At 41.4% G+C, this 22,841-nt stretch carries 24 protein-coding genes; 9 read left to right on the top strand and 15 right to left on the bottom strand.

What is annotated here, in order from left to right; translation table 11 throughout:
- Nucleotides 1–149: 149 nt before the first annotated feature.
- The gene (locus ACVCDT_RS10150) at nucleotides 150–923 is read left to right on the top strand and encodes an outer membrane protein assembly factor BamD (protein WP_447132658.1); all 774 of its coding nucleotides are present in this window, start codon (nucleotides 150–152) and stop codon (nucleotides 921–923) included.
- A 62-nt stretch (nucleotides 924–985) separates the two neighbouring features.
- Here ACVCDT_RS10150 and ACVCDT_RS10145 read toward each other — a convergent pair whose 3' ends face one another.
- Genes ACVCDT_RS10145 through ACVCDT_RS10135 form a run of 3 tightly spaced genes read right to left on the bottom strand, consistent with a single transcriptional unit; the run spans nucleotide 986 to nucleotide 2,893 of the window.
- Nucleotides 986–1,654, bottom strand: coding sequence for a ChrR family anti-sigma-E factor (locus ACVCDT_RS10145; protein WP_447132657.1), 669 nt, complete (start codon nucleotides 1,652–1,654; stop codon nucleotides 986–988).
- Nucleotides 1,647–2,261 (bottom strand): sigma-70 family RNA polymerase sigma factor, encoded by a 615-nt coding sequence (locus ACVCDT_RS10140; RefSeq protein ID WP_447132656.1) that lies wholly within the window; start codon nucleotides 2,259–2,261, stop codon nucleotides 1,647–1,649. The genes ACVCDT_RS10145 and ACVCDT_RS10140 overlap by 8 nt, the downstream gene beginning before the upstream one ends.
- Nucleotides 2,262–2,317: 56 nt before the next feature.
- Nucleotides 2,318–2,893: an LON peptidase substrate-binding domain-containing protein gene (locus ACVCDT_RS10135; protein ID WP_447132655.1), complete on the bottom strand. Its 576-nt coding sequence runs from the start codon at nucleotides 2,891–2,893 to the stop codon at nucleotides 2,318–2,320.
- Nucleotides 2,894–3,059: 166 nt separating this feature from the next.
- On the opposite strand from ACVCDT_RS10135, the gene ACVCDT_RS10130 reads away from it, so the two are divergent.
- From ACVCDT_RS10130 to ACVCDT_RS10110, 5 genes are read left to right on the top strand one after another with little or no spacing between them, the layout of a single operon-like run.
- The gene (locus ACVCDT_RS10130) at nucleotides 3,060–4,325 is read left to right on the top strand and encodes an NAD(P)/FAD-dependent oxidoreductase (protein ID WP_447132654.1); all 1,266 of its coding nucleotides are present in this window, start codon (nucleotides 3,060–3,062) and stop codon (nucleotides 4,323–4,325) included.
- Nucleotides 4,325–5,053 carry a DUF1365 domain-containing protein gene (locus ACVCDT_RS10125; protein ID WP_447132653.1) on the top strand — a complete coding sequence of 243 codons (729 nt, stop codon included), beginning with the start codon at nucleotides 4,325–4,327 and terminating at the stop codon, nucleotides 5,051–5,053. Before ACVCDT_RS10130 ends, ACVCDT_RS10125 begins: the two co-directional genes overlap by 1 nt.
- Nucleotides 5,054–5,056: 3 nt before the next feature.
- Nucleotides 5,057–6,310, top strand: coding sequence for a class I SAM-dependent methyltransferase (locus ACVCDT_RS10120; protein WP_447132652.1), 1,254 nt, complete (start codon nucleotides 5,057–5,059; stop codon nucleotides 6,308–6,310).
- Nucleotides 6,294–6,836, top strand: coding sequence for a chalcone isomerase family protein (locus ACVCDT_RS10115; RefSeq protein ID WP_447132651.1), 543 nt, complete (start codon nucleotides 6,294–6,296; stop codon nucleotides 6,834–6,836). Before ACVCDT_RS10120 ends, ACVCDT_RS10115 begins: the two co-directional genes overlap by 17 nt.
- Nucleotides 6,833–7,387: a DUF3833 domain-containing protein gene (locus tag ACVCDT_RS10110; RefSeq protein ID WP_447132650.1), complete on the top strand. Its 555-nt coding sequence runs from the start codon at nucleotides 6,833–6,835 to the stop codon at nucleotides 7,385–7,387. Before ACVCDT_RS10115 ends, ACVCDT_RS10110 begins: the two co-directional genes overlap by 4 nt.
- 65 nt (nucleotides 7,388–7,452) lie before the next feature.
- On the opposite strand, the gene ACVCDT_RS10105 is transcribed toward ACVCDT_RS10110, so the two are convergent.
- The 3 genes from ACVCDT_RS10105 to pomA form a co-directional block, all read right to left on the bottom strand.
- A complete protein-coding gene (locus ACVCDT_RS10105) occupies nucleotides 7,453–8,031 on the bottom strand; it encodes a porin family protein (RefSeq protein WP_447132649.1) in 579 nt (192 codons plus the stop codon).
- 284 nt (nucleotides 8,032–8,315) lie between these two features.
- Complete coding sequence (locus tag ACVCDT_RS10100) at nucleotides 8,316–9,233, bottom strand: flagellar motor protein MotB (RefSeq protein WP_447132648.1); 918 nt, start codon at nucleotides 9,231–9,233, stop codon at nucleotides 8,316–8,318.
- 4 nt (nucleotides 9,234–9,237) lie between these two features.
- Nucleotides 9,238–10,002, bottom strand: coding sequence for a flagellar motor protein PomA (pomA, locus tag ACVCDT_RS10095; protein ID WP_447132647.1), 765 nt, complete (start codon nucleotides 10,000–10,002; stop codon nucleotides 9,238–9,240).
- Between the two features lie 296 nt (nucleotides 10,003–10,298).
- Here pomA and xseB point away from each other — a divergent pair, with 296 nt between their 5' ends.
- From xseB to dxs, 3 genes are read left to right on the top strand one after another with little or no spacing between them, the layout of a single operon-like run.
- Nucleotides 10,299–10,541 carry an exodeoxyribonuclease VII small subunit gene (gene xseB, locus ACVCDT_RS10090; protein ID WP_447132646.1) on the top strand — a complete coding sequence of 81 codons (243 nt, stop codon included), beginning with the start codon at nucleotides 10,299–10,301 and terminating at the stop codon, nucleotides 10,539–10,541.
- Nucleotides 10,541–11,431: a (2E,6E)-farnesyl diphosphate synthase gene (ispA, locus tag ACVCDT_RS10085; RefSeq protein WP_447132645.1), complete on the top strand. Its 891-nt coding sequence runs from the start codon at nucleotides 10,541–10,543 to the stop codon at nucleotides 11,429–11,431. Before xseB ends, ispA begins: the two co-directional genes overlap by 1 nt.
- Before the next feature lie 51 nt (nucleotides 11,432–11,482).
- Complete coding sequence (gene dxs / locus ACVCDT_RS10080; protein ID WP_447132644.1) at nucleotides 11,483–13,354, top strand: 1-deoxy-D-xylulose-5-phosphate synthase; 1,872 nt, start codon at nucleotides 11,483–11,485, stop codon at nucleotides 13,352–13,354.
- Nucleotides 13,355–13,413: 59 nt separating this feature from the next.
- Here dxs and ACVCDT_RS10075 read toward each other — a convergent pair whose 3' ends face one another.
- The 9 genes from ACVCDT_RS10075 to ACVCDT_RS10035 form a co-directional block, all read right to left on the bottom strand.
- Nucleotides 13,414–13,920 (bottom strand): phosphatidylglycerophosphatase A family protein, encoded by a 507-nt coding sequence (locus tag ACVCDT_RS10075; RefSeq protein ID WP_447132643.1) that lies wholly within the window; start codon nucleotides 13,918–13,920, stop codon nucleotides 13,414–13,416.
- A gap of 33 nt (nucleotides 13,921–13,953) precedes the next feature.
- Complete coding sequence (gene thiL, locus ACVCDT_RS10070) at nucleotides 13,954–14,916, bottom strand: thiamine-phosphate kinase (RefSeq protein ID WP_447132642.1); 963 nt, start codon at nucleotides 14,914–14,916, stop codon at nucleotides 13,954–13,956.
- A 76-nt stretch (nucleotides 14,917–14,992) separates the two neighbouring features.
- Nucleotides 14,993–15,415, bottom strand: a complete 423-nt coding sequence (nusB, locus tag ACVCDT_RS10065; protein WP_447132641.1) for a transcription antitermination factor NusB — start codon at nucleotides 15,413–15,415, stop codon at nucleotides 14,993–14,995.
- Nucleotides 15,416–15,892: a 6,7-dimethyl-8-ribityllumazine synthase gene (gene ribH, locus ACVCDT_RS10060; RefSeq protein ID WP_447132640.1), complete on the bottom strand. Its 477-nt coding sequence runs from the start codon at nucleotides 15,890–15,892 to the stop codon at nucleotides 15,416–15,418. It lies immediately after the preceding gene.
- Between the two features lie 93 nt (nucleotides 15,893–15,985).
- Entirely contained in the window at nucleotides 15,986–17,086 is a 1,101-nt protein-coding gene (gene ribBA, locus ACVCDT_RS10055) for a bifunctional 3,4-dihydroxy-2-butanone-4-phosphate synthase/GTP cyclohydrolase II (RefSeq protein WP_447132639.1), read from the bottom strand.
- A 40-nt stretch (nucleotides 17,087–17,126) separates the two neighbouring features.
- On the bottom strand, nucleotides 17,127–17,798 hold the full coding sequence (locus ACVCDT_RS10050) for a riboflavin synthase (RefSeq protein ID WP_447132638.1): 672 nt from the start codon (nucleotides 17,796–17,798) through the stop codon (nucleotides 17,127–17,129).
- A gap of 18 nt (nucleotides 17,799–17,816) precedes the next feature.
- Nucleotides 17,817–18,962, bottom strand: a complete 1,146-nt coding sequence (gene ribD / locus ACVCDT_RS10045; protein ID WP_447132637.1) for a bifunctional diaminohydroxyphosphoribosylaminopyrimidine deaminase/5-amino-6-(5-phosphoribosylamino)uracil reductase RibD — start codon at nucleotides 18,960–18,962, stop codon at nucleotides 17,817–17,819.
- Between the two features lie 46 nt (nucleotides 18,963–19,008).
- Nucleotides 19,009–19,458 (bottom strand): transcriptional regulator NrdR, encoded by a 450-nt coding sequence (gene nrdR / locus ACVCDT_RS10040; protein WP_447132636.1) that lies wholly within the window; start codon nucleotides 19,456–19,458, stop codon nucleotides 19,009–19,011.
- A 170-nt stretch (nucleotides 19,459–19,628) separates the two neighbouring features.
- Nucleotides 19,629–22,802 carry a TonB-dependent receptor gene (locus tag ACVCDT_RS10035; RefSeq protein WP_447132635.1) on the bottom strand — a complete coding sequence of 1,058 codons (3,174 nt, stop codon included), beginning with the start codon at nucleotides 22,800–22,802 and terminating at the stop codon, nucleotides 19,629–19,631.
- Between the last annotated feature and the right edge of the window lie 39 nt (nucleotides 22,803–22,841).

The raw sequence follows: 22,841 nt of genomic DNA, 5'->3' as shown, positions 1-22,841 counted from the left end.
TCATAACGATTTATATGTGCATAGCCCAATTTGCTAGGGTAGAATGCGCTGCAGTTATTGATTCGGTAAAACACTATTCTAACGGATTTTTGGCCCTAATGAATCATGCTTAATCAATCGAATTATAAATGAGAGTAAATAAGAGCAATATGATCAGTAAAATCAATGTAAGAAATATTATTTTAAGCAGTGTGTTTGTCGCTATAGTGGGATGTTCATCCGCACCAGAAGATGAAGATGCAGAATTAGTCCTTAGAAATAGAAGTGCGCAAAGTTTATATGACGAAGCACGCGAAAGAATGTTGTCGGGCAACTTTAATGCTGCTACCGAAACGCTAAGTGCCTTAGATTCACGCTTTCCCTTTGGCCCTTTGTCACATCAAGTGCAATTAGATTTGATTTTTGCCTACTATAAAACTGGCAAAACCGATGAAGCCTTAGCCACTATCGACCGTTTTATCAGGCTTAACCCTAATCATTCAGACGTAGATTACGCCTACTATATGCGTGGGTTAACCAATATGGAAGTTGACAGCAACTTGTTTCAGGAGCTTGCTGGTATAGACCGCTCAGATCGCGATCCTTCTAACTCTAGGCAAGCGTTTAACGACTTTAGACGATTAATCGAAAAGTTTCCGAGCAGCAAATATGCAGCCGATGCGCAAAAACGTATGTTGCACATTAAAAGTCGCTTAGCCAAATACGAAATAGCCATTGCCCGTTATTATATGCGTCGTGATGCCTATGTCGCTGCAGCAAATCGCGGGCGCTACGTATTAGAGCATTACCCTGATACCCGTCATGTACAAGAAGCGCTAGAAATTATGGTGGAGTGTTATGATCAACTAGATCTACAAGAGTTGAAAAACAACACTTTAAAAACCTTAAAACTTAATTATCCCAATAGCAGTTTTATTAGTTAAGGTTAAAGCCAAGCATAAAAAAACGCGCAATTTGCGCGTTTTTTTGTTTGGATTTTAATAGGCTAAAAAAACAATTTGCTAAAGGGGTTAAGTAAACGCGCAATACCCGAAGTAAAATATAAGGGTTTATCCACAATACTAAATACTAAACAGCCATCCTCGGCTTCTGAATGAGGTAAGTGTTTATGTTGGTTGTTTAAAATGGTTAAATCACCGCAGTCGTATTCATGAATACCATCACCATACTGGCCATCAATCACTAAGGTAATTTCGCTTCCTGTGTGGGTATGCTCAGGCACCCTGCCACCCTTTTCCATGTATATAAAATTCGCTTTGCCCATGTCGCCTAAATCAACCGGGGCTTGCCAAAGCTTGCCAACTAAACGTGACCAATTACCAGTGTTTTTAACATAACGCTTAAGGGTTCTGGGTAATTCAAATGCCTTACCATCTAATTCTAGAATACCAGGATGCGGGGTGATCACTGGACTGGGTTTTACCGGCAATTCAGTAATATTTTGCATCATGTGTAAATACTCTGCATCAAGCGAGCCAGGTTCATCGGCCTGCTCAAACACTTGTTCTGCTAATTGAGCTTGATAGGCCTGACAGGCTTTTTGGCATTGGCTACACATATCTACGTGAGCTGAAATCATCAGCGCTTTGGCTGGTTCACTGGTTCCTGCTGAAAACCCTTGTAAATCTGAGGCTGAAGGGTGAAAACTAATCATCGTCTTGTAGGGTCTCTTTTAAACGTTGTAATGCTAGCCTTGTTCTTGACTTAACTGTTCCTAACGGAATACCAAGTTCATCTGCTACTTCTTGCTGAGATTTACCATCTATATAAATGGCTTGTATTACCAGTTTTTGTTTATCTGGTAGTGACTCAACTAATAATTCAATTTCGTCCATGGTAACTTGATGATCTAAAGACACCTCGTTTTGGTCAGCAGTTTGCTCACACAATACCGGCCATAAATCATCTGAACATAAATCTTCTTTACGGTTACGCTGTTTTCTCAACATGTCAAAACGAATGTTTCGCGCTATGGTGAAAATCCAGGTGCTAGGCGAGCCTTTAGCGGCATTGAATAAGTGCGACTTTTGCCAGACATTGGTCATAGTATCTTGCACCAATTCCATAGCTAGGGCTTCGTTGCCCATTTGCTTGAGCGCATAGGAGCGTAAACGCGGGGCAAAATAACTGAACACTTTAGAAAAAGAGTGCTTACAGCGTTCTGTGGCGACTGTGCTTAAATACTCAGACATTTCATCTGCGCACTCTATTGGTTTCATCGTCTTAATCTGTTTAGTTTCCGAAGAAATACCAACTAACATTTAATGCGTACCTGAATTAAAGATACTAACTGATACTAGTTTAGTTGATGAATGGATCACTCCACCAATTGTGTCAGAAAATCTAAAGCTTGAATACAGTCTTTTTGTTGCAGTAATTTTTGCTTTTGTTGCACCTCTAAAGGCAGCAGCTCTAACCAGCGATAAATAACCCACAAGGGGTCTTCAAACTTTGGTGAACAATAAAGAGTTTGTAACTCAGTATATTTGGCAAATATTTCTTTTAACCTTGCATCTAGAGGGTGCAAAGGCTTGTTTGAATGCCATTGCCAGTTTGCTAATTTTTGGCATTGACCAATTCTCAAACCATCTTTTTGTTCCTGAATATGCTTAATTTTAAAACAAGATTGGCCTTCAACCGTAATACCCAAAAGTCCATCTTTTAACAAATCAAAATCGATGATTTTTACTAAAGTACCTATGGCAGGAATATGTTGATTCGAGGCTTTATCGCCCTGCACATCTAACATGCATATTCCAAAGCCAGAATCAGAAACACAAGCTTGCTTTACCATACGTATATACCTTGGCTCAAATATCCTTAAAGATAAGCGCCCGCCCGGCATGATATGCGCAGATAAGGGGAATAAAGGCGTGTCAAAACAGCTTGGCATGGATCATTATTACACTCTGATGATGGAATATTTATGCTTACGCGGCTGATATAAGAAAGGATCTCAATTAAATAAAGTATAAGTGATCTAGTTGCTTTAACTCACAGTATGTTATTAACAAGCGCCATTCTTCAACCTTAAAAACATTATAAATAATAGGTACTTAATGAGTAAACGCATCGCTATTATTGGCACCGGCATTTCAGGCCTAACCTGTGGACACCTGTTGCATAAAAGCCACCAGGTCACCTTATTTGAAAGTAATCATTATATTGGCGGTCATACTGCAACCAAAGATGTGCAGGTGAATGGTAAAGACTATGCTATTGATACTGGCTTCATTGTATTTAACGATTGGACCTATCCCAATTTTATAAAACTTATGCAAAAACTAGGGGTTGCTTACCAACCCACTGAAATGAGTTTTAGTGTTAAAAACTCAGCGGCCAATCTCGAATACAACGGTAATAACCTTAACAGCTTATTTGCGCAAAGACGCAATATATTGCGACCTAAGTTTTGGCGTATTGTGCTAGAAATATTGAGCTTTAATAAAACCTGCAAAAAGCTCAATGCAAACGACCCTACCCTAACAAACCTGAGCTTATTTGAGTTTTTACAACAACATAAATTTAGTCACGATTTTTGTTTTAACTACATATTGCCTATGTGTGCAGCCATTTGGTCAACTAGCCTTGAAAATATTAAGGCTTTTCCCTTTGGATTTTTCTTACGATTTTTTAATAATCATGGGTTATTAAACATTACTGATAGACCCCAGTGGTTCACTATTACAGGTGGCTCAAGAGAATACATTCAGCCTATTACTCAAGGTTTTGACCAGCAGATAAAATTAAACTGCGCGGTTAAATCGGTTTCGCAGCAAGATTCAGCCCCCGTTATTACCCTAGCGGATAATAGTCAACATGTTTTTGATGAAGTCATTTTTGCCTGCCATAGCGACCAAGCTTTAGCCTTATTGGCTTCACCTTCAGCCGAGCAGCAAGAAATATTATCTAATATTCCCTATGCCACTAACGAAGTGGTTTTACATACGGATGAGTCGGTTTTGCCTAAACGCAAACTTGCTTGGGCCAGTTGGAACTATTCCATATCGGCACACGCAGAAAAAATCAACGCCCCTGTAGCCTTAACCTACAATATGAATATTCTGCAAAACATTAAGTCGGAACAGCCTATTTTGGTCAGTTTAAATCACCGCCAAAGCATCAACTCAGATAAAGTTTTAGGTTGTTATCACTATGCCCATCCACAATTTAATCAACAAACCCTTAAGGCCCAATCTAGGTGGGCAGAGATATCTGGCCGTGATGGATTACATTTTTGTGGCGCCTACTGGTTTAACGGCTTTCATGAAGATGGAGTAAAAAGTGCAATTGAGGTGTGCAAAACCTTAGGAGTGGAATGGTAATGCAAAGCGCCATATACACTGGTGAGCTAAGTCATGCTCGCTTACAACCTAAAAAACATCAATTTAGCTACCAGATATTTTTATTGTGGTTAAATCTTGATGAGTTAGAGCAAGTAACCACAAAAGTCAGCGGGTTTTCAACCTCTAGGTGGGCGGCATTGCGCTTTAAGCGCTCAGACTATCTTGGTAGTGAGTTACAACCATTAAAACAGGCGGTATTAGCCAAAATGACTGAGCTGGCCAAAACGCCCCTTGATGGTAAGGTATTTCTGTTAGGTCAAGCTCGAACCTTTGGTTTGTATTTTAGCCCAGTTAATTTCTATTACCTGCAACAGCCTACTGGGTTGTACAGCCATGTATTGGCAGAGGTTAGCAATACCCCTTGGAACGACAGACATTATTATCTGGTGGATTTAGCCAATCAACAGCCAAGTGAAAAAGCCTTTCATGTTTCACCTTTTAATCCCATGGATATGCAATATAAATGGAAGATTGCCCAGCCCAATGAACAATTAAAACTGTCTCTATCTTGTTTTCAACAAACTAAACATTTTACCGCCAGTTTGCGTTTACAGCGCAGTGAAATGAACTCTAAAAACCTATACCGCGTGTTGCTAAGTATTCCGAGCATGACGCTCAAAACCTTATGGGGAATTTATTGGCAAGCGCTAAAACTATTTTTAAAAGGGATGCCAATTTATCCGCATCCAGACCAAGGAAACCAATAATTTATGTCAAATGCAGAACAAAGCCTAGTGGCAGATAACCCTCCTTCGTTGCAAGAAAAACTGTGTAAGTCTTTTATGCTAAAAGTCTTTGCCAGCTTACCTTCGGGCTATTTAGTGGTAAAAGAAAAAGGCAGTTTAGTCAGTACCTTTGGCCATGCTTCAAGCGACTTACATGCAGACATTGATATTCAGTGCTTGAGTGTTTACAAAAAGCTCCTAGTAGGCGGCAGTGTCGCCTCAGGCGAAACTTATGCGCAGGGGCTATGGACAACTAATAATCTAACCAATCTGATTAGGATTTTTGCTCGAAATTTAGCTGTACTAGATAAATGGGAAGCTAAGATGAAATGGTTATCTTTGCCCCTTTTAAAGCTAAAGCATTTAGCCAACAAAAATACCACTAAGGGGGCAGCTAAAAATATTGCCGCTCACTATGACTTAGGCAATAACCTATACCGACACTTTTTGGACAGCAGCATGTTGTATTCGTCTGCTATTTACCCACAAAACACCAGCAGTTTGGCCGAAGCACAAGCCCACAAATTAAAATGTATTTGCGATAAATTGCAATTGAGCCAACAAGACCATTTGTTAGAAATAGGTACAGGATGGGGAGCGTTAGCTATCTTTGCCGCCAAGCACTATGGTTGTAAAGTGACCACTACCACCATTTCTACAGAACAGTATGAATTCACTCAGGCCTTAATCATTGAACAAGGCCTGCAAGACAAAATTACTTTGCTCAAAAAAGACTATAGATTGCTCGAAGGGCAATACGACAAATTAGTCTCTATAGAAATGATAGAAGCGGTCGGCAAAGAGTTTTTGCCGACCTTTTTTAGCACCTGTTCAAGTTTATTAAAACCCACAGGATTGATGTTGCTACAGGCCATCACTATTAGCGACCAAAGACTAGAGAATTACAGCAATAGCGTAGATTTTATTCAAAAGCATATATTTCCAGGTGGCTTTTTGCCTTCGCAATTATTAATTAATCAACACTTAAAGCAATACACTGATCTTATGCTAAGAGATTTGCACGATATTGGCTTAGATTACGCCAAAACCCTTGAAGATTGGCAACACAACTTTAACCAGCACAAAACTGAACTGGCCGAATTAGGCTACGACCAAAACTTTAGAAATTTGTGGAATTATTATTTTAGCTATTGTGCCGGTGGTTTTTTAGAGCGCACCATAAGCACGGTACAATTGGTCTTAAGTAAGCCTGCTTTTACCCATGCCATTACCCGCTAAGCTCTGGAATATAAGCTACTGTTTAAAACCTAAGGCATTACTTAGCTTAGGTTTTTACCTATTAATAGGCTCTGCTTTTGCTAGCCCAGAGCAGGGTTTAACTAAAGTTGGCGAAGCTAAACTGTCGGTATTGTTTTGGGATGTTTATCAATCTAGCCTTTATACAGATTCAGGCCAATATCACAGTCATGCGCGACCTATTGCTTTAAAGCTAAGCTATTTGATGGATATTGAAGCCCAAGAATTACTTAAAAGCACTCAACAAGAATGGCACAAACTTGGTCTTAAACCCTCTCAATACAAACCCTGGCTAACGTTATTAGCAGAGATTTTTCCTGAAGTAACAGCTGGTGACACTATAGTGCTGTTAGTTAATCAACAAAATATCAGTGAGTTTTATTTTAATCAGGTGCTAATAGGTAAAATACCAGACCCACAATTTGGCCCTAGCTTTTTACGCATCTGGTTAGACAAAAATAGTCGATACCCCAAAGTCCGCAATCGTTTAATAGGAAAGATAAAATGATCAGCAAAGTCCGCTATGGCATTTTTATTATTATCTTTAGCCTTTTTTCTTGTAGTCAGGCCTTAGATCAATACCAACACACTCAGCCAGAATTTAAATTACAAGCTTACTTTAATGGTCAGGTGACCGCCTGGGGCATAGTTCAAGACTATTCGAATAAACTCTCTCGGCGCTTTTGTGTAGACATTATTGGTACTTGGCAAGGTAATGCGGGGCAGTTACACGAAACCTTTTATTTTAATGATGGTGAAAAGCAAATTCGCATATGGCAGTTAAAGATCAATGAACAAGGTGAAGTAACTGGCACGGCTGATGACGTTATTGGCATAGCCCGAGGTCAAGCTCAGGGCGCGGCCTTTAATTGGCAATATACTCTTAGGGTTCCGGTTGAAGATTCGGTCTACAATCTATTTGTTGATGACTGGATATATGTATTAGATGAACAGCGCCTAATGAACCGCTCATATTTAAAAAAACTAGGGGTAACAGTGGCCGAAATATCATTGTTTTTTGATAAATCAGCGCCAATTAAAAGCTGTAAGCCTAACTAGCCTTTTAGGAATAGCAACAGCCCCCAGTAGCGACTATGGGGGCGCAGAGCTTAAAGTTTTAATGCTTAAAAGCGATACTCTATGCCAACACTGGCCTGCTTAAAGTCGGTATCAAAATTTTGATCATCAATATCTTCAAATTCCATACCCGCATCGTAAACGCTATAAGTAGCATTTAGAATGACAGCAGAACTTAATTTAAAGGCTAATCCACCACCAACAAACACACTTTGATCATCAACTTGCTCAGAAAAATTTAACGCTTGGTAGTCGGTTTCAGACCACAGTTGACCTAACTTCATAAAAACAGAAAAGCTATCTGTCACAGGTAAGCTACCTTTTAAAGCTGCGGTGTAACCTTCTGTTGATAAGTTGATGTTATTATTTCCGTAGCTGCCAAAGTCTAAATAACTTCCTTCTAAGGCAAAAAACTGATTAAAGCGATAACCGGCTATGCCTTCGACTACATCCTTGTCTTCATCAAAATTATCATCAGAGTCTACCTGCAAATACCCATAATTAGCGCCAATATAAAACCCATTAGGGTTGTATTCGTTAGCGTTATTAGATTGCCCAAAAACACTAAAAGAGCTCAATGCCGTTAGTGCGGCCAAGGTAGAATAAAGGTTTAATTTGTGCTTCATGCGTTAACCTCGCTTAATTAATTTAAAAAACGCTGCTAGAGCAGCATTGTGTTCCCTTTTAAAAAAGCAAAGCTCATACCAAGCACAAAAACACGATCACAAAACCCACAAAAACACCTTAAACCATTGATTAACAATGATTTTTTAGACAAAGGTGTGGGAGTGAAAAATGTAATAAAAATAAGAGTGAATATTTAGGCCAGCCACAGAATGGCATTTTTTCTAACCAAGGTGTAATTTTTACAGGCTTATCTCATATTATAGTTAAGCCTGTAAAATTCGTATTATTCAAGCACCGAAATAGGCTCAGATTCTTTGGCCTTACCTTGCTTAACAGCAATTTCGACGCGTCTATTGCGACTACGCGCGGCTTGATCATCGGCTTCGGCTAAAGGTGCAGTATCGGCCTTTCCTACTACCGACATTCGACTTTCATCAAAGCCTTCGGCCCGTCTTAGCTCTTCGGCCACAGCCACAGCACGTTGTGCCGATAAGTCCCAGTTAGAGCGGTATAATTCATTGGAAATTTGCTGGCTATCACTATGCCCAGACACCTCTATATCACCGGGCATTTGCGCGAGTAACTCACCTATTTTACGCAAAATAGGAATAAATTGCGGTTGCAAAAAAGCAGAGCCAGCAGAAAACGAACCTTGTTCACGGATCCTAATGGTAATTTGTTGACCCAAAGATTCCATTTCGATAGCGCCGTCCACAATTTCTTTTTCTAACTTTTGCGCCACTTTACGCATTTGTTCTTGTACTTCTTCTTGGCTAGCACTTTGGCTAGTGGTTTGTTGCTCTGTGGCAGTTTGTTGAGCCGCACCGCCACGCTGCTCGCCACGTTGTTTTTGACGTCCACCGGCTGAATCTTCGTTACCCGCCTGAAACTCAAGCATTTCTTGAGTCATGTCAGTGGTTTTTTGTTGGATGGTATCTATAGGAGTAGGCTCAGGGCGACCAGGGCGAAACTCCATAGCAATCACACTGGTACCTTTAGGAATATCTTTTACTTCTATTTTATTTTGCACCCCAAAGGCAAATTTCATGGAACCTGCTATTTGTTTGAATTTCAGTACGTCCATTTCGGAAAATGACAACAACAATACAAAAAAGCACATCAACAGTGACATTAGATCGGCGAAGGTTCCCATCCACGCGGGCAGTCCTTCGGGGGGGCATTTAGGGCATTCGTCTTCCATGCGCTTACTCTGAATCTTCGTCTGAGCCGCGTTTACTGGCAGCTAAATAATTTTTCAATATGCCCTCAATAACACGAGGATTTTGCCCATCAGCAATACCAATAATTCCGTCTAACACTAAGCTTTGATTGAGTTTTTCTTCTGCGGCACGGTTACCTAATTTTACCGCTATAGGTAAACATAATAAGTTTGCCAACATGGCTCCGTACAAAGTGGTTAACAAGGCAACCGCCATGGCAGGCCCGATAGATTTAGGATCATCCATGTTAGACAACATCGCCACTAACCCTACTAAGGTACCTATCATACCCATGGCTGGTGCTACGTCCCCTAGGCCTTTAAAAATGGTTTGACCAAATTCATGTCTTTCAGTGGTCATGGCAATGTCTTTGCCTAAGGTGGCACGAACCACTTCTACGTCGTGGCCATCTACCAACATATCTACCCCTTTTTGCATAAAAGGGTTTTCGATTTCTGCTTCTTCTAATGCTAAAAAACCGCCTTTACGTGCGGCATCGGCCATCTCAACTATTTTTTCAATTTGGGATTCAGGCGTATCGATTTTAAACATAAAGGCCTTGCCAGCAACTTTACCTGCACCAAAAAATTGCCCAAGCGTGTATTGAGATAAAACCACAAACAAGCTGCCACAAAATACAATCAAAATTGAAGGAACGTTTATAAACATGGCAATATCGCCACCTTGGACCATTGCCATGACTACAAAGCCTATGGCCCCAAGAATTCCGATTATGGTTGCTAAATCCACATTGTGCTCCCAATAGAATTAGTGACACCGTCACTATAAAGCTAAAATACTGTGCTAAATGCTGTAAAAATCAAAAACCTAAACAAATTAACTGTTTATCACTCTATTTTATCGACAGCGGAGAATATTTCTATAGTAACTGCATAGCAGAAATTAAGTGATGCTTTATTTAGGTTAAATTTTCTAACTTAGACGCTTTGCAAGCATAGCCTGTTGAAAAGTGTTTGACCCTATTTTTGTGCTCAGGTAAGGTGCCTGCCAATTGATACCTTGCCAATATTCTATTGAAGAAATCTATGACAACAAAGAAAAAAGCCGAATCTTTAAGCTTTGAACAATCCATGCAAGAACTAGAAGCCTTAGTCACCAAAATGGAGCAAGGTGACCTGCCTCTTGAAGAAGCGTTACAAAGTTTTGAACGCGGCATCGAACTTGCCCGCCAAAGCCAACAAAAGTTAAAAGACGCAGAACAAAAAGTACAGATTTTAACTGCCCAAAATGGCCAGCAAAGCTTAGACGTATTTGAGCCAAATCCTTAATGATGTTGACCGATTTTCAGAAAAGTGTGAGCGCCAGAGTCGATCACACTCTTAGCCAAACCATAGCCGCTCTTCCTGAGCATGCGCCTAAATTAAAGCAAGCCATGAAATATGCGCTATTAATGGGTGGCAAGCGTATGCGCCCGTTTTTGGTTCAGGCAACAGGACAAATGCTAAAGGTAGATGAAAGGGATTTAGACGGACCAGCTGCGGCCATAGAAGCTATGCATGCCTATTCGTTAATTCATGACGATCTACCCGCCATGGACGACGACGATTTAAGACGTGGTCAACCAACTTGCCATATTCAGTTTGACGAAGCCACAGCGATTTTAGCTGGCGACGCCCTGCAAACGTTAGCGTTCGAACTTTTGTGCCAATATCCATTATCGGCAAACAAGCAAAATAAACGTATTGAATTAGTTAAAGTTTTAGCTCGTGCCTCTGGCTACCATGGTATGTGTGGCGGCCAAGCCATTGACTTAGCTGCCACTGGCCAACAGATTAGTCAAACTCAATTAGCACAACTTCACAGTAAAAAAACTGGGGCCTTGTTAGTGGCTTGTGTTGAAATGGCCATAGCTTTAGCCGATGAAATCGAACCATCAGATAAAAATCAATTATTGGATTTTGCTCAGACCATAGGCTTAGCGTTTCAAGTGCAAGATGATATTTTAGATGTCACAGCTGATGCTAGCGTGCTTGGTAAACCTCAAGGTTCAGATCAGGCCCACAATAAAAGTACTTATCCAGCTCTAATGGGTTTAGAGCAAGCAAAACACTATCTTGAGCAACTACATAAACAAGCACTTCAAGCTTTGCGTACTTTGCCTTACAATACCCAGATATTGGAAGCCTTTACCGACTTTGTTATTCGTCGCGCTTATTAAATAGGCTTAAGCTTCTTAAAAAAATAAAATTAACCAGTTGATAGCCATTTAATGACTTTAGATATTACTCACTACCCTATCCTAGCGAAAGCGAATACACCCGAAGAGCTAAGAGAGCTACCTCAAGATAAGTTACAGCAACTTAGTAAAGAGCTGCGTCAATACTTACTCACCAGCGTTAGCCAAAGCAGCGGGCACTTTGCCTCTGGATTAGGAACGGTTGAGTTAACTGTAGCCTTACACTATGTCTATAACACCCCATTTGACCGACTTTTATGGGATGTAGGTCACCAAGCTTACCCGCACAAAATATTAACTGGCAGGCGCGAACGTATGCCCAGCATACGCCAAAAGAATGGCTTACACCCTTTTCCTTGGCCTGGAGAAAGTGAATACGATACTTTTGCCGTAGGGCATTCGTCTACTTCAATTAGTGCCGCACTAGGCATGGCTGTAGCGGCGGAAAAAGAAGCCTTAGGCCGCAAAGTGGTGGCGGTTATTGGTGATGGAGCCATGACTGCTGGCATGGCCTTTGAAGCATTAAATCACGGCGGCGATATAGATAAAGACATGTTGGTGGTATTAAACGATAACGAAATGTCTATTTCGGAAAACGTTGGTGCCCTCAATAGTCATTTAGCTCGTTTATTAACCGGAAACTTTTTTAATTCTATTCGAGACGGTGGCAAAAAGCTGTTAAGCAATGTGCCGCCTATTAAAGAGTTTGCAAGCCGTGCAGAAGAACACATTAAAGGTATGGTAGTACCTGGTACTATCTTTGAAGAACTAGGCTTTAAATATATAGGCCCTATAGATGGGCACGATGTAAACGGCGTGGTAGATACGCTGCGTAATATGCGCAATATCAAAGGCCCGCAGATCTTGCACGTGGTCACTAAAAAGGGCAAGGGTTATCACTCTGCCGAGCAAGATCCTATTAAATTCCATGCTGTACCTAAATTTAACCCTAAGGATCAGGCACTGCCCAAAGCGGCGGCAAGTCATCCTACTTTTTCTGCCATTTTTGGCAACTGGTTATGTGACATGGCCAAACAAGATCCTAAGCTTATGGCAGTAACCCCTGCCATGCGTGAAGGTTCGGGCATGGTGCAATTTTCCCAGCAATTTCCTGAACAATATTTTGATGTCGCCATAGCCGAACAACATGCTGTGACTTTTGCCGCTGGGTTAGCCAAAGAAGGCTACAATGCTGTGGTCGCCATCTACTCAACCTTTTTGCAGCGAGCCTACGATCAGCTTATTCATGATGTAGCCTTACAAAACCTTCCAGTATTATTTGCCATAGACAGAGCCGGTATTGTAGGTGCAGATGGACCTACCCATCAGGGCGCCTTTGATATTAGCTTTTTGCGTTGCATTCCTAATATGGTGATTATGACTCCCAGCGACGAAAATGAATGCCGTCAAATGCTTTACACAGGGCATAAATTGCAAAAACCTGCGGCAGTTAGATACCCAAGAGGCTCTGCCACTGGGGTAACACCTGATGCACAGATGACAGCCTTAGAGTTAGGCCAAAGCCGCACGCTTAGAGAAGGTGAAAAAGTCGCAATCTTAAACTTTGGTACTTTATTGCCTTTTGCTCAAGAAGCAGCAGAAAGCCTGAATGCCAGCTTAGTCGATATGCGTTTTGTAAAACCCTTAGATACAGCTGTGATAGCCAAACTTGCTAAAGATCACTCATTATTTGTCACCCTTGAAGATGGTGCCATTATGGGTGGCGCTGGCAGTGCGGTTGCCGAATACCTTATAGCTAGCCCCTATCAGGCCAAATTAATTCAGCTTGGTTTACCAGATGAATTTATTATGCAAGGCACGCAGCAACAGATGTATGCCGAACTGGGCCTAGATAGCGCTGGGATTTTGGCTAAAGTTAAACAATTTAACCAAGCTAAAGGATAGTAGCAGTGAAAGACAAGGCTTAGCTAAAACTAAGCCTAGTTGGGTATAACCAAAAGGATTTAGCTAAAGGTGGTGGTGGGTAGCCACGACAAACCCAATAAAATATGCAATCCAGCCATGGCCATGATCCCGGCTAATACATCATCTACCATAATGCCAAAGCCTCCCCCAACCTGTTTGTCTAAATAGTTAATAGGCCAAGGTTTAACAATATCGAAAAAGCGAAACAACACAAAACCGACTAATAGGGTTTGCCAATTCAAGGGCACAGCAAGCATAGTAATTAACATGCCTGCTACTTCATCCCACACAATAGAAGAATCATCATGTACCTGCATGTCGTTGGCGGTTTTTTCACATATCCAAATGCCCAGCAAGCTCACGGCAAGGGTAACAGCTAAATAACTCTCAAAATTGGCAAAGTAGGCTAACAAAACCACTAAAGGTAAAGCGGCAAGTGTGCCAAAGGTACCAGGCATTTTTGCCGCTAATCCACTTCCAAAGCCTAAGGCTAAAAAGTGCACTGGATTGCGCAAGCTAACTCTTTGGCGTAATTCTTTGTCCACTGCAGACCCTTTTTGATTCGCTTTAAACTTTGCTTAAAAGTGTTGGTAACCCTTTTTAGCATAATTAAAGGTTTTGTCATTTAAACGTAAATCTAATTTTCCACAATTTCCGTTTACTTGGCCAATATAAGTGGCCGAAACATTGGCATTGGCTAATGAGGTTTCAAGGTTTCCTTTTTGCTCTTCACTTACAGTAAACAACAATTCGTAATCGTCACCTGCACTTAGCGCATAGTCGTAGGCCTGTTCAATCGACACTGACTGCTTTAGGGCACGAGATAAGGGTAGCTTATTCACATGCACAGTTGCGCCACATTGAGAGCCTTTGAGTACATGTTGAATATCTGAAACTAAACCATCTGAAAGATCGATACAGGCACTGGCAATGCGTCTTAGGTTGGTGCCAAATAACAATCTAGGTGTAGGGTAATTGAGCCTATTAATCAGATACTCTCGATTTAACTTATCGCCAATGCTCAATTTGTTGGTAGCTAAATCTAAGCCCAAACCTGCATCCCCTAAGGTTCCAGTCACATAAATAGAATCACCTGGTTTGGCTTGGGAGCGCGTTAAAGCTTGATGACATGGAACAAAGCCTTGTGCGGTAATAGTGATGGCTAATGGCCCTTGAACCGTATCTCCACCAATTAATTGAATAGAGTAATACTCAGCATGCTGCTGTAAACCATTAGAGAAGTCCTCTAACCAAGCTTTATCTATCTCGGGCAAGCTTAAAGATAAACTTATCCAGGCCGGCTCTGCTCCCATAGCGGCCAAATCACTTAGGTTTACCGCTATGGCTTTTTGCGCAATGGCATGGGCAGATGTGTCAGGTAAAAAATGCACACCACTTAGCAAGGTATCTGTGGTGGTAACCAAGGCTTGTCCTTGAGGAACATGGGTCACTGCACAGTCATCACCAATGCCAATAATGACATCTTTGCGTTGAAAACTTTTTGCTTTGAAAAAGTTTTCGATCAAATTAAATTCTTTCACTTTCACAACTTATTTTTATTAGCATCGCACCAAGCACTAGGTGCCAAGCGTCATATCAAGCACCTAAATTGGCTGCTTAATTAAGTTCGTCTTTACGTAAGGTTTTGATGGCTTTATCTAACACACCGTTGACAAACTTATGGCTTTCATCTGCGCCAAACTCTTTTGCTAGTTCTATGGCTTCATTGATCACTACTTTATAAGGCACATCAATGCGATGAACTAATTCATAAGTCGCAATCCGTAAAATGGCATATTCCACCGGATCTAATTCTTCAGGCAAACGTCCTAAATAAGGTTTAAGCTTTTTATCTAGTTCAGCACAGTTTTTTACAACCGCTCTTAATAGCTCCAAAAAGTACTCAGTATCGACTTTTTGCATATTGTTGCTAGTCACAGTACTAAGTTCGATTTGCTCTACTGGGTTTTGAGTCATTTGCCAAGAGTATACGGCTTGCACAGCAAGCTCTCTGGCTAAGTGGCGGGCTTTAGGTTTCACCTATTTGGCCTCTTCAATGTTAGCTAATACATTTACCATTTCTAAGGCACCTACTGCCGCTTCTGCACCTTTGTTTCCGGCTTTAGTACCAGAACGTTCTATCGCTTGTTCAATACTATCTGTGGTAATCACACCAAAAGAAACAGGAATACCATATTCAAGTGACACTTGGGCTAAGCCTTTATTACATTCACCAGCCACAAAATCAAAATGCGGTGTGCCACCTCTTATCACTGCACCTAAGGCAATGATGGCATCGTATTTATTTTGTTCAGCAAGCTTTTTAGCGGCTATGGGCAATTCATAAGCCCCAGGAACACGCACTAAAGTGATATCTTGAGTGTTGACTTCGCCATGTCTTTCTAAGGCATCTAATGCACCTTCTACTAGGCTTTCAACCACAAAACTGTTAAATCTGGCCACAACAAATGCAAATTTTTTACCTGTCGCGCGAATGTTACCTTCAATAATATTCATCAAAACAACCTTACTAGAAAAATCGGCGCGCAGTTTAGCACATCCGAATGGGGAAATATTGTGATATTTTTATCTGTCAATTTTATCAATTTATTAAATTTCGATGTATTCAACCACTTCTAAGCCATAGCCCGATAACGCATGGTACTTTTTAGGCTTGCTTAATAAACGCATTTTTTTCACCCCTAGGCTGGCCAGAATTTGACTGCCCACCCCAATAGTGCGAGACGAGCCTTTCCAGTCGGCTTTTATTGGCTTTTCACCTTTGTCTTCTGCTTCGAATTGCTTTACTTGGGTTAAGAGGTCTTCGTCTTTTCCTAACAGCACTAACACCCCACCATTATCTGCAATGTATTTAATTGCTTCGGGCAACCCCATACTGCGTGAAATTGCCCGTTGTGAACCCAACAAATCACTAAAACTATTTTGCAGGTGCACACGCACTAAAGTAGGCGAGTCGGGCTGAATCTCACCTTTGCACATAGCAAAATGTACTTGATTATCTATTACATCTTTAAAAGTTACTAAATCAAACTCACCATATTCAGTGGGCAGCTTACACTTGGCAACTTGCTCGATAGTGGTTTCGTTTAAGTTTCTATATTCGATTAAATCAGCAATGGTGCCAATTTTCATATCATGCTTTGCAGCAAACTCTTCTAGCTCTGGCAACCTTGCCATGCTGCCATCTTCTTTTAGAATTTCCACTATCACTGCGGCAGGCTCACAGCCTGCAAGCCTAGCGAGGTCGATGCCCGCTTCGGTATGCCCAGCACGATTTAACACCCCACCTTCTTTACCAATAAGTGGAAAGATATGCCCAGGTTGCACTATGTCTGCGGCTGTGGCGTTTTTATTCACTGCGGCTAAAATCGTTTTTGCTCTATCTGCAGCTGAGATCCCTGTGGTTACCCCTTCGGCAGCCTCAATCGACACAGTAAAGTTAGTCGAAAACTGCGCGCCGTTATTATCTACCATTAGCGGCAGGTTAAGTCGTCGGCAGCGCGCTTCTGTCATTGGTAAACAGACTAAGCCTCGGGCATGGGTAACCATAAAATTAATGGCTTCTGGGGTAACATGCTCGGCGGCCATAATTAAATCGCCTTCGTTTTCGCGATCTTCGTCATCCATTAAGATAACCATTTTACCTTGACGAATATCTTCAATTATTTCTTCACTGCTATTGAAAGGCATAATAATGTGTCTTCTGTTTAATTAAATTAAGAGGATTGGATTACTTTAAAAAGCCATTTTCAGCCAAAAAGGCCAAACTTATATCTTGCTTTTTATCCTCAGGTAACTGCTGTGCTGCTTTGTCGCCTAACATGAGTCTTTCAATGTAACGGGCGATAACATCCACTTCTAAATTTACTTGGGTTCCCACTTGGTATAAGCCAATTATGGTTTCTTGAAGACTGTGAGGGATCAAGGTCAGCAAAAACTTGGCGCCCTCAACCTGATTCACAGTTAAACTCACACCATCTACCGTAATAGAGCCTTTATGGGCTAAATATTTGGCGAGTTCATCAGGCGCTTGCACCCAAATTTCTACGTATCGCCCAACTTGCTTGATAGACAGTACCTTGCCTACCCCATCTACGTGCCCACTGACTATATGGCCACCTAAACGACTGTTCGCTAGTAAGGCTTTTTCTAAGTTAACCTTGCTGCCCGCTTGGTAATTGGCAAAGCCGGTAAGCTTAATGGTTTCGTGTGATACATCGGCGCTAAACCCTTGCGCGGTTTTAGCCACCACAGTTAAACATACGCCATTATTGGCTATGCTGTCGCCTAGTTCGACGTCAGACATATCTAACTTATTAACTTTAATCGCTAAACGAATATCTTCACCACTGGGCGTGAGACTTTCAATCACCCCGACATCTTCAATTATTCCAGTAAACATGTTTTCTCTATTCTTGCTTTAGTGATTAAAAAGTGCAGTCATTTTTATATCTGACCCTACTTGCCTAATGTCTTGCCAGCTTAATATTGGCACATCTTGCATTGATTCTAATTCGGCCATTTCAAACAAATTTTGTCCCGCCCCGCCTATAAGTTTGGGCGCTTGATATAAAATCAATTCATCTACTAAGTTATTTTTTACTAAGGCACCGGCTAACTTAGCACCCGCTTCAACCCACAGTTGATTGAGCTGTAATTCACCTAACTTTTGCATAATTTGTTGCAAGTCTAAGCGATTTTGATTATACCTTGCTTGCCATTGACTTACATGCTCTGCGAAGGGTAATGGATTGATCTGGCTATTAATTAACAATACTTTGCCGCCAGTATTGCCTTTTAGCGGTTGTAAGCAATTAAGCTGGTTAGTTAATTGATTACGCCCATCTAAAATCACCCGCAAAGGTTGACGTAAATCTTCTTCTAACAAGTCTTGTTGGGATAAATTTAATTCGCCATACCGCACATTTAACCAAGGGTTATCGGCCATAACAGTGCCAGAGCCCGATAATATGGCACAACTTTTAGCCCTGTGTCTTTGCACATCTTGGCGAGCAGCGGCACTGGTAATCCACTGGCTTTTGCCATTTTTTAGTGCGGTTTTACCGTCTAAACTGGCAGCTAACTTCACTGTCACCCAAGGGCGCGAATGGCACATTCTATGAATAAAGCCACGGTTTAACTCGGCACTCGCTTGGCTTAACAATCCTTGCGTTACCTCAATGCCTGCCTGTTGTAATTTGGCGATACCTTTGCCAGACACTAAAGGATTAGGATCAACCATAGCCACTACAACTTTTGCCACCCCGGCTGCAATTAAGGTATCGGCACAAGGTGGGGTTCGCCCCTGATGGCTACAAGGTTCAAGAGTCACATAGACTGTAGCCCCTTTAGGACTCAAACCTTGTTGCTTGATTTGGTTTAACGCATGGACTTCGGCGTGAGCAGTGCCAGCCTTTTTATGCCAACCTTGGCCCAGAATATTGCCGCTCTTATCAGTAATAACACAGCCCACATTGGGGTTGGGCGAAGTAGTATATTGGCCACGTTTAGCTAAGGCGATGGCGCTTGCCATCATTTGATGATCTAACCTTGAAAAGCTGGTCATTTAGTTGTGATACCCGGTCGCTGAAGCTAGGCTAAGTTGCATGGTCTTAGTCACCTAACCTAGCAATTTCTTCACCAAATTCTCTGATATCTTCAAACGAACGGTAAACCGAGGCAAAACGTACATAAGCTACTTTATCCAGCTCTTTTAAGGCATTCATAATTAAGTTACCTAAAAACTCACTGGATACCTCTCGTTCACCTGTAGCCCGCAAAGATGACTTTAAGCGGTTAATGCACAATTCCACTTCTTCGGTGCTCACTGGACGTTTTTCTAATGCTCGTTGTAAGCCTGCTCTGAGCTTATCTTCATTAAAAGGCTCTCGTGAGCCATCACGTTTTACCACTCTTGGCATAACTAATTCTGCCATTTCAAAGGTGGTATAACGTTCTTTACACACAGTGCATTCTCTGCGGCGCCTAACTTGGCTGCCGTCAGCAACTAAACGCGAATCAATCACTTTGGTTTCTTGTACTGCGCAAAATGGACAAAACATAAGGCTCTCGATTGATTTAAAAAACGTTGGGCTAAATTAGCAAAAAAAGCGACAAAGGAACAGCCACGCACTTTTTTCCGAAGCATTATTATACCTCAAAAAAAAACCAGAGATAATCTGCTTATCTCTGGTTTTAGGCCAATTTAATAATTGGTTAAACTAAGTGTTAATTAAAACTTGTAACGTACACCTAGTTGTACTTTCCATACCGAAGGTATTTTAGCTACATTGGCTTGTGGCTGAGTAAAGTTACTGTATACATACTGACCATTATCAATTGCCACATCTACTACAGGGGCATTAAATGGTTGTACGTAACTCTCTGCACGTCCCCAATCGTCGTTGATCATGTTACCAATGTTTTCAAGATCTAGGATCACTTCTACAGCTTGCTCACCAGTGATTTGAATTTCTTGCATGAAACGCACATCAAAACGATTGATCCAGCTACTAGTACAAGCATGACGACGAGAAATTGATCCCGCGTTGTTAGCTAAACAGTCATTACTGTTGATGTAAGACATAAAGCCAGCTTGATCAAAACCATCAGCGTAAGTGACTAATGGATCACTTGCTCCATTTGGAATGTACAACAACTGTGAACCAAAGGCGTTCCAGTCAGCAAAGTCTGCCACTGGGAAACCACCAAAAGTATCTACTGTAGAGCGCATGGTATGGCTATAATGACGACCAGAACGACCTGTATATGCCACAGCAACAGTGGTTAAGTGATCACCAATTAAGGTATCGCTCCAGCTTAAGTTAGCACTAAAAGCATGGCGTACTTCAAACTCAGAGTTATATTCAGTTTGTGACTGGAAGTCTGAGTTAGCTGGCATTGCATAACCTTCAAAGGCAATGAAAGAGTTACCAGGGTTAACTTCTGTCACGTCTTGATAGGTGTAGCTGATATCAAAGTTGTAATTACCGTGATCGGTATAGTAGTTTTTCGCTGCCGAGAAACTCCATACTTGTGAACCACCTTTACTTGTGTTTTCTAACGACAAGTCAAATGGCACAGTTTGATCATAAATAGGACGGCCATCTGGCGCTGTGCCCACTTGTGAGAAGTTTAGTTCACGGTAAACCGCTGCATTTTTCACATCACTAATGATGGCATCTGCAGTTAATAACCACGAATCACCTAAGAAACCTAAGTCCTGATTACGCTCTATGCCTAAGTTTAACTTCCAAACACTGTTGATTTCGAAGTCTGGAGATATAGAGTTAGTGTCGCTGTTGCCGCCACTAAAACCACCAGCAGCTAAGAAATCTAGCACTTCTTGTGGTGTGCCTCGACCATCTGAACAACCACCAAAACAACCAGCAAAGGTTTTACGTACCCCGTCGTTGCCGTAAGAGTTGGATAACCAAACGTTCGGGCCACCGCCGCCAAACAAGCCAAATCCACCACGGATTACCGTGTCATCGTCATAGGTATAAGTGAAACCAGCACGTGGCTCAACTAAGGTTAGGCCATCAAAGTTACCTTGGTTAGTGTAACCATGACGATCAACAAAGTTTTGGTTTAATGCAGGTAAGTCATCATTGCTGTATTTAGTGTAACGTACACCGTAGGTGACAGTTAGGTCGTCGGTTGCCGCCCACTCATCTTGCAAATAGAAAGTATCAATGTCGTATGAGAACTCATCAACCGCACTTTCAGGGTTACCGTCTAAGGCATTTTGGTAAACGTGGAAGCCTAAGTTGTTTTCAAAGTCCTCGATACTAGCAAAATTAGCAAAACCTAAAGAGCCAAATACAAATAAGTTGTAGATGTCTAGTTGCTCATGCTCCCAACCAAAGGTTAACTTGTGCTCATCTGTTAGGTAATAATCCGCTTTAATTTTTAAACCAAAACGATCATTTTCTAATTCGTTTGCATGACGGAATTGATCAGGACCAATAAATAACGAACCGCCGTTTGGCGTGGCAATATTAAACTGCGAGAAATTTGCCCCTAAAAGAGGATCTTGAGCAGTGGTTACTTTTTTGTTCGACAATTTAAATTCGGTCGATAAATCGTCAGACCAATCAGAAAACACCTGTAATACTGTGGCTTGTAAAGTTTCAGCCTGATTATAACGGTTAGACTCAGCAGTAGCAGTTGGCGCACCAGGGAAAGACTCAGCCCAGAAATCACGTACTGTGTTACCTGAGTTGTCTTGATAGGTTAAAGACGCACGATGATCGTCGTTAATGTACCAATCTAGTTTCACTAACAGTTTTTCATCTTCTTCTACTTTAGGAACGTCATAACCACCTATATCGTAACCCCAAACATCGTTAGCAACTTGAGCAATACGATCAAAATCGGCCTGACTTACGCCACGACGTTCGTTTGGATCGGCTATGCCATCTAAGTTATCTAATGAAAATTGATAAGGTGAAACAGATTCAAATTTTTCGTAAGAAGCAAAGAAGAACAATTTATCTTCAACTACCGCACCACCTAAAGAGAAACCATAAGTGTCTTCTTTAAAATCACCAATATTTAATGATTCACCTTCGCTTTTATCACCAATCATGCTGTCGTCTGAACGGAAGTAAAAAGCCGAGCCGTGAAACTCATTGGTACCAGACTTAGTTACTATATTTACATTACCGCCTTGGAAACCACCATAAGTCACATCAATAGGCGCAATGTTTACAGATAACTGCTCAATAGCATCTAAAGAAATAGGTGAACGACGACCAGGGTAACCATTTTTGTTCAAACCAAAGTCATCATTTTGCTTAACGCCATCAACAGTTAAACTGTTGCCACGAATATTACCACCGGCTACCGATAAAGCAGGGCCACCATCTACTGTGGTATCAACAGTAATTTTAGAATCACGCTTTAATAAAGATTTAATATCACGGCTGATGGCAGCAGTGTTGTTAATGTCTTGTTCGCTAAACTCTGTTCCTGGCCCTTTTTTATAAGCCGCTTCCATGGTCACTTTGCCACGAACTTCAATTACTTCTAAATTGGCGCCGCTTGCAGTAGCTTGCAAGGCAACACTCGAAGTTCGACCTAGTTGCAAAAATAGATCTGAAATACTTTGCGCCTGATAACTTGACCCGTCTTGTAGTTGTACCTGGTAAGGTCCACCTACAGCCATACCACCTGATTGGAAAATACCGTTTTCAGAAGTGGTTAAGGTTTTTTTACTGCCAGTTGGCACGTGAATAACCTCAACAGTAACGCCAGATAAAGGGTTACCTTGAATATCTACAACTTGACCACGAATGGCTGAAGAAGTGACCTGCGCAGAAGCGAGTCCACTAAAGGCAAGCGAGCTTGCCACTAACAACGCTAGGCGAGTTTTCTTGCCAAAAGCTAATGTACGATTAGTCATAATGATGTCCGTGTGTGAATGGAATAAAATTATTCTGAT

The sequence above is a fragment of the Paraglaciecola aestuariivivens genome, from assembly GCF_052983255.1.
The sequence above is the reverse complement of the archived record's forward strand: the minus strand, read 5'-3'. Positions and strand labels throughout refer to the sequence as shown.

What these genes read in the sequence shown, in the direction of transcription:
- ACVCDT_RS10150 (WP_447132658.1), top strand. Translation starts at nt 150, where the DNA reads ATGATCAGTAAAATCAATGTAAGAAATATTATTTTAAGCAGTGTGTTT.
- ACVCDT_RS10145 (WP_447132657.1), bottom strand. Translation starts at nt 1,654, where the DNA reads ATGATTAGTTTTCACCCTTCAGCCTCAGATTTACAAGGGTTTTCAGCA.
- ACVCDT_RS10140 (WP_447132656.1), bottom strand. Translation starts at nt 2,261, where the DNA reads ATGTTAGTTGGTATTTCTTCGGAAACTAAACAGATTAAGACGATGAAA.
- ACVCDT_RS10135 (WP_447132655.1), bottom strand. Translation starts at nt 2,893, where the DNA reads ATGCCAAGCTGTTTTGACACGCCTTTATTCCCCTTATCTGCGCATATC.
- ACVCDT_RS10130 (WP_447132654.1), top strand. Translation starts at nt 3,060, where the DNA reads ATGAGTAAACGCATCGCTATTATTGGCACCGGCATTTCAGGCCTAACC.
- ACVCDT_RS10125 (WP_447132653.1), top strand. Translation starts at nt 4,325, where the DNA reads ATGCAAAGCGCCATATACACTGGTGAGCTAAGTCATGCTCGCTTACAA.
- ACVCDT_RS10120 (WP_447132652.1), top strand. Translation starts at nt 5,057, where the DNA reads ATGTCAAATGCAGAACAAAGCCTAGTGGCAGATAACCCTCCTTCGTTG.
- ACVCDT_RS10115 (WP_447132651.1), top strand. Translation starts at nt 6,294, where the DNA reads ATGCCATTACCCGCTAAGCTCTGGAATATAAGCTACTGTTTAAAACCT.
- ACVCDT_RS10110 (WP_447132650.1), top strand. Translation starts at nt 6,833, where the DNA reads ATGATCAGCAAAGTCCGCTATGGCATTTTTATTATTATCTTTAGCCTT.
- ACVCDT_RS10105 (WP_447132649.1), bottom strand. Translation starts at nt 8,031, where the DNA reads ATGAAGCACAAATTAAACCTTTATTCTACCTTGGCCGCACTAACGGCA.
- ACVCDT_RS10100 (WP_447132648.1), bottom strand. Translation starts at nt 9,233, where the DNA reads ATGGAAGACGAATGCCCTAAATGCCCCCCCGAAGGACTGCCCGCGTGG.
- xseB (WP_447132646.1), top strand. Translation starts at nt 10,299, where the DNA reads ATGACAACAAAGAAAAAAGCCGAATCTTTAAGCTTTGAACAATCCATG.
- ispA (WP_447132645.1), top strand. Translation starts at nt 10,541, where the DNA reads ATGATGTTGACCGATTTTCAGAAAAGTGTGAGCGCCAGAGTCGATCAC.
- dxs (WP_447132644.1), top strand. Translation starts at nt 11,483, where the DNA reads ATGACTTTAGATATTACTCACTACCCTATCCTAGCGAAAGCGAATACA.
- ribH (WP_447132640.1), bottom strand. Translation starts at nt 15,892, where the DNA reads ATGAATATTATTGAAGGTAACATTCGCGCGACAGGTAAAAAATTTGCA.
- ribBA (WP_447132639.1), bottom strand. Translation starts at nt 17,086, where the DNA reads ATGCCTTTCAATAGCAGTGAAGAAATAATTGAAGATATTCGTCAAGGT.
- ACVCDT_RS10050 (WP_447132638.1), bottom strand. Translation starts at nt 17,798, where the DNA reads ATGTTTACTGGAATAATTGAAGATGTCGGGGTGATTGAAAGTCTCACG.
- ribD (WP_447132637.1), bottom strand. Translation starts at nt 18,962, where the DNA reads ATGACCAGCTTTTCAAGGTTAGATCATCAAATGATGGCAAGCGCCATC.
- nrdR (WP_447132636.1), bottom strand. Translation starts at nt 19,458, where the DNA reads ATGTTTTGTCCATTTTGCGCAGTACAAGAAACCAAAGTGATTGATTCG.
- ACVCDT_RS10035 (WP_447132635.1), bottom strand. Translation starts at nt 22,802, where the DNA reads ATGACTAATCGTACATTAGCTTTTGGCAAGAAAACTCGCCTAGCGTTG.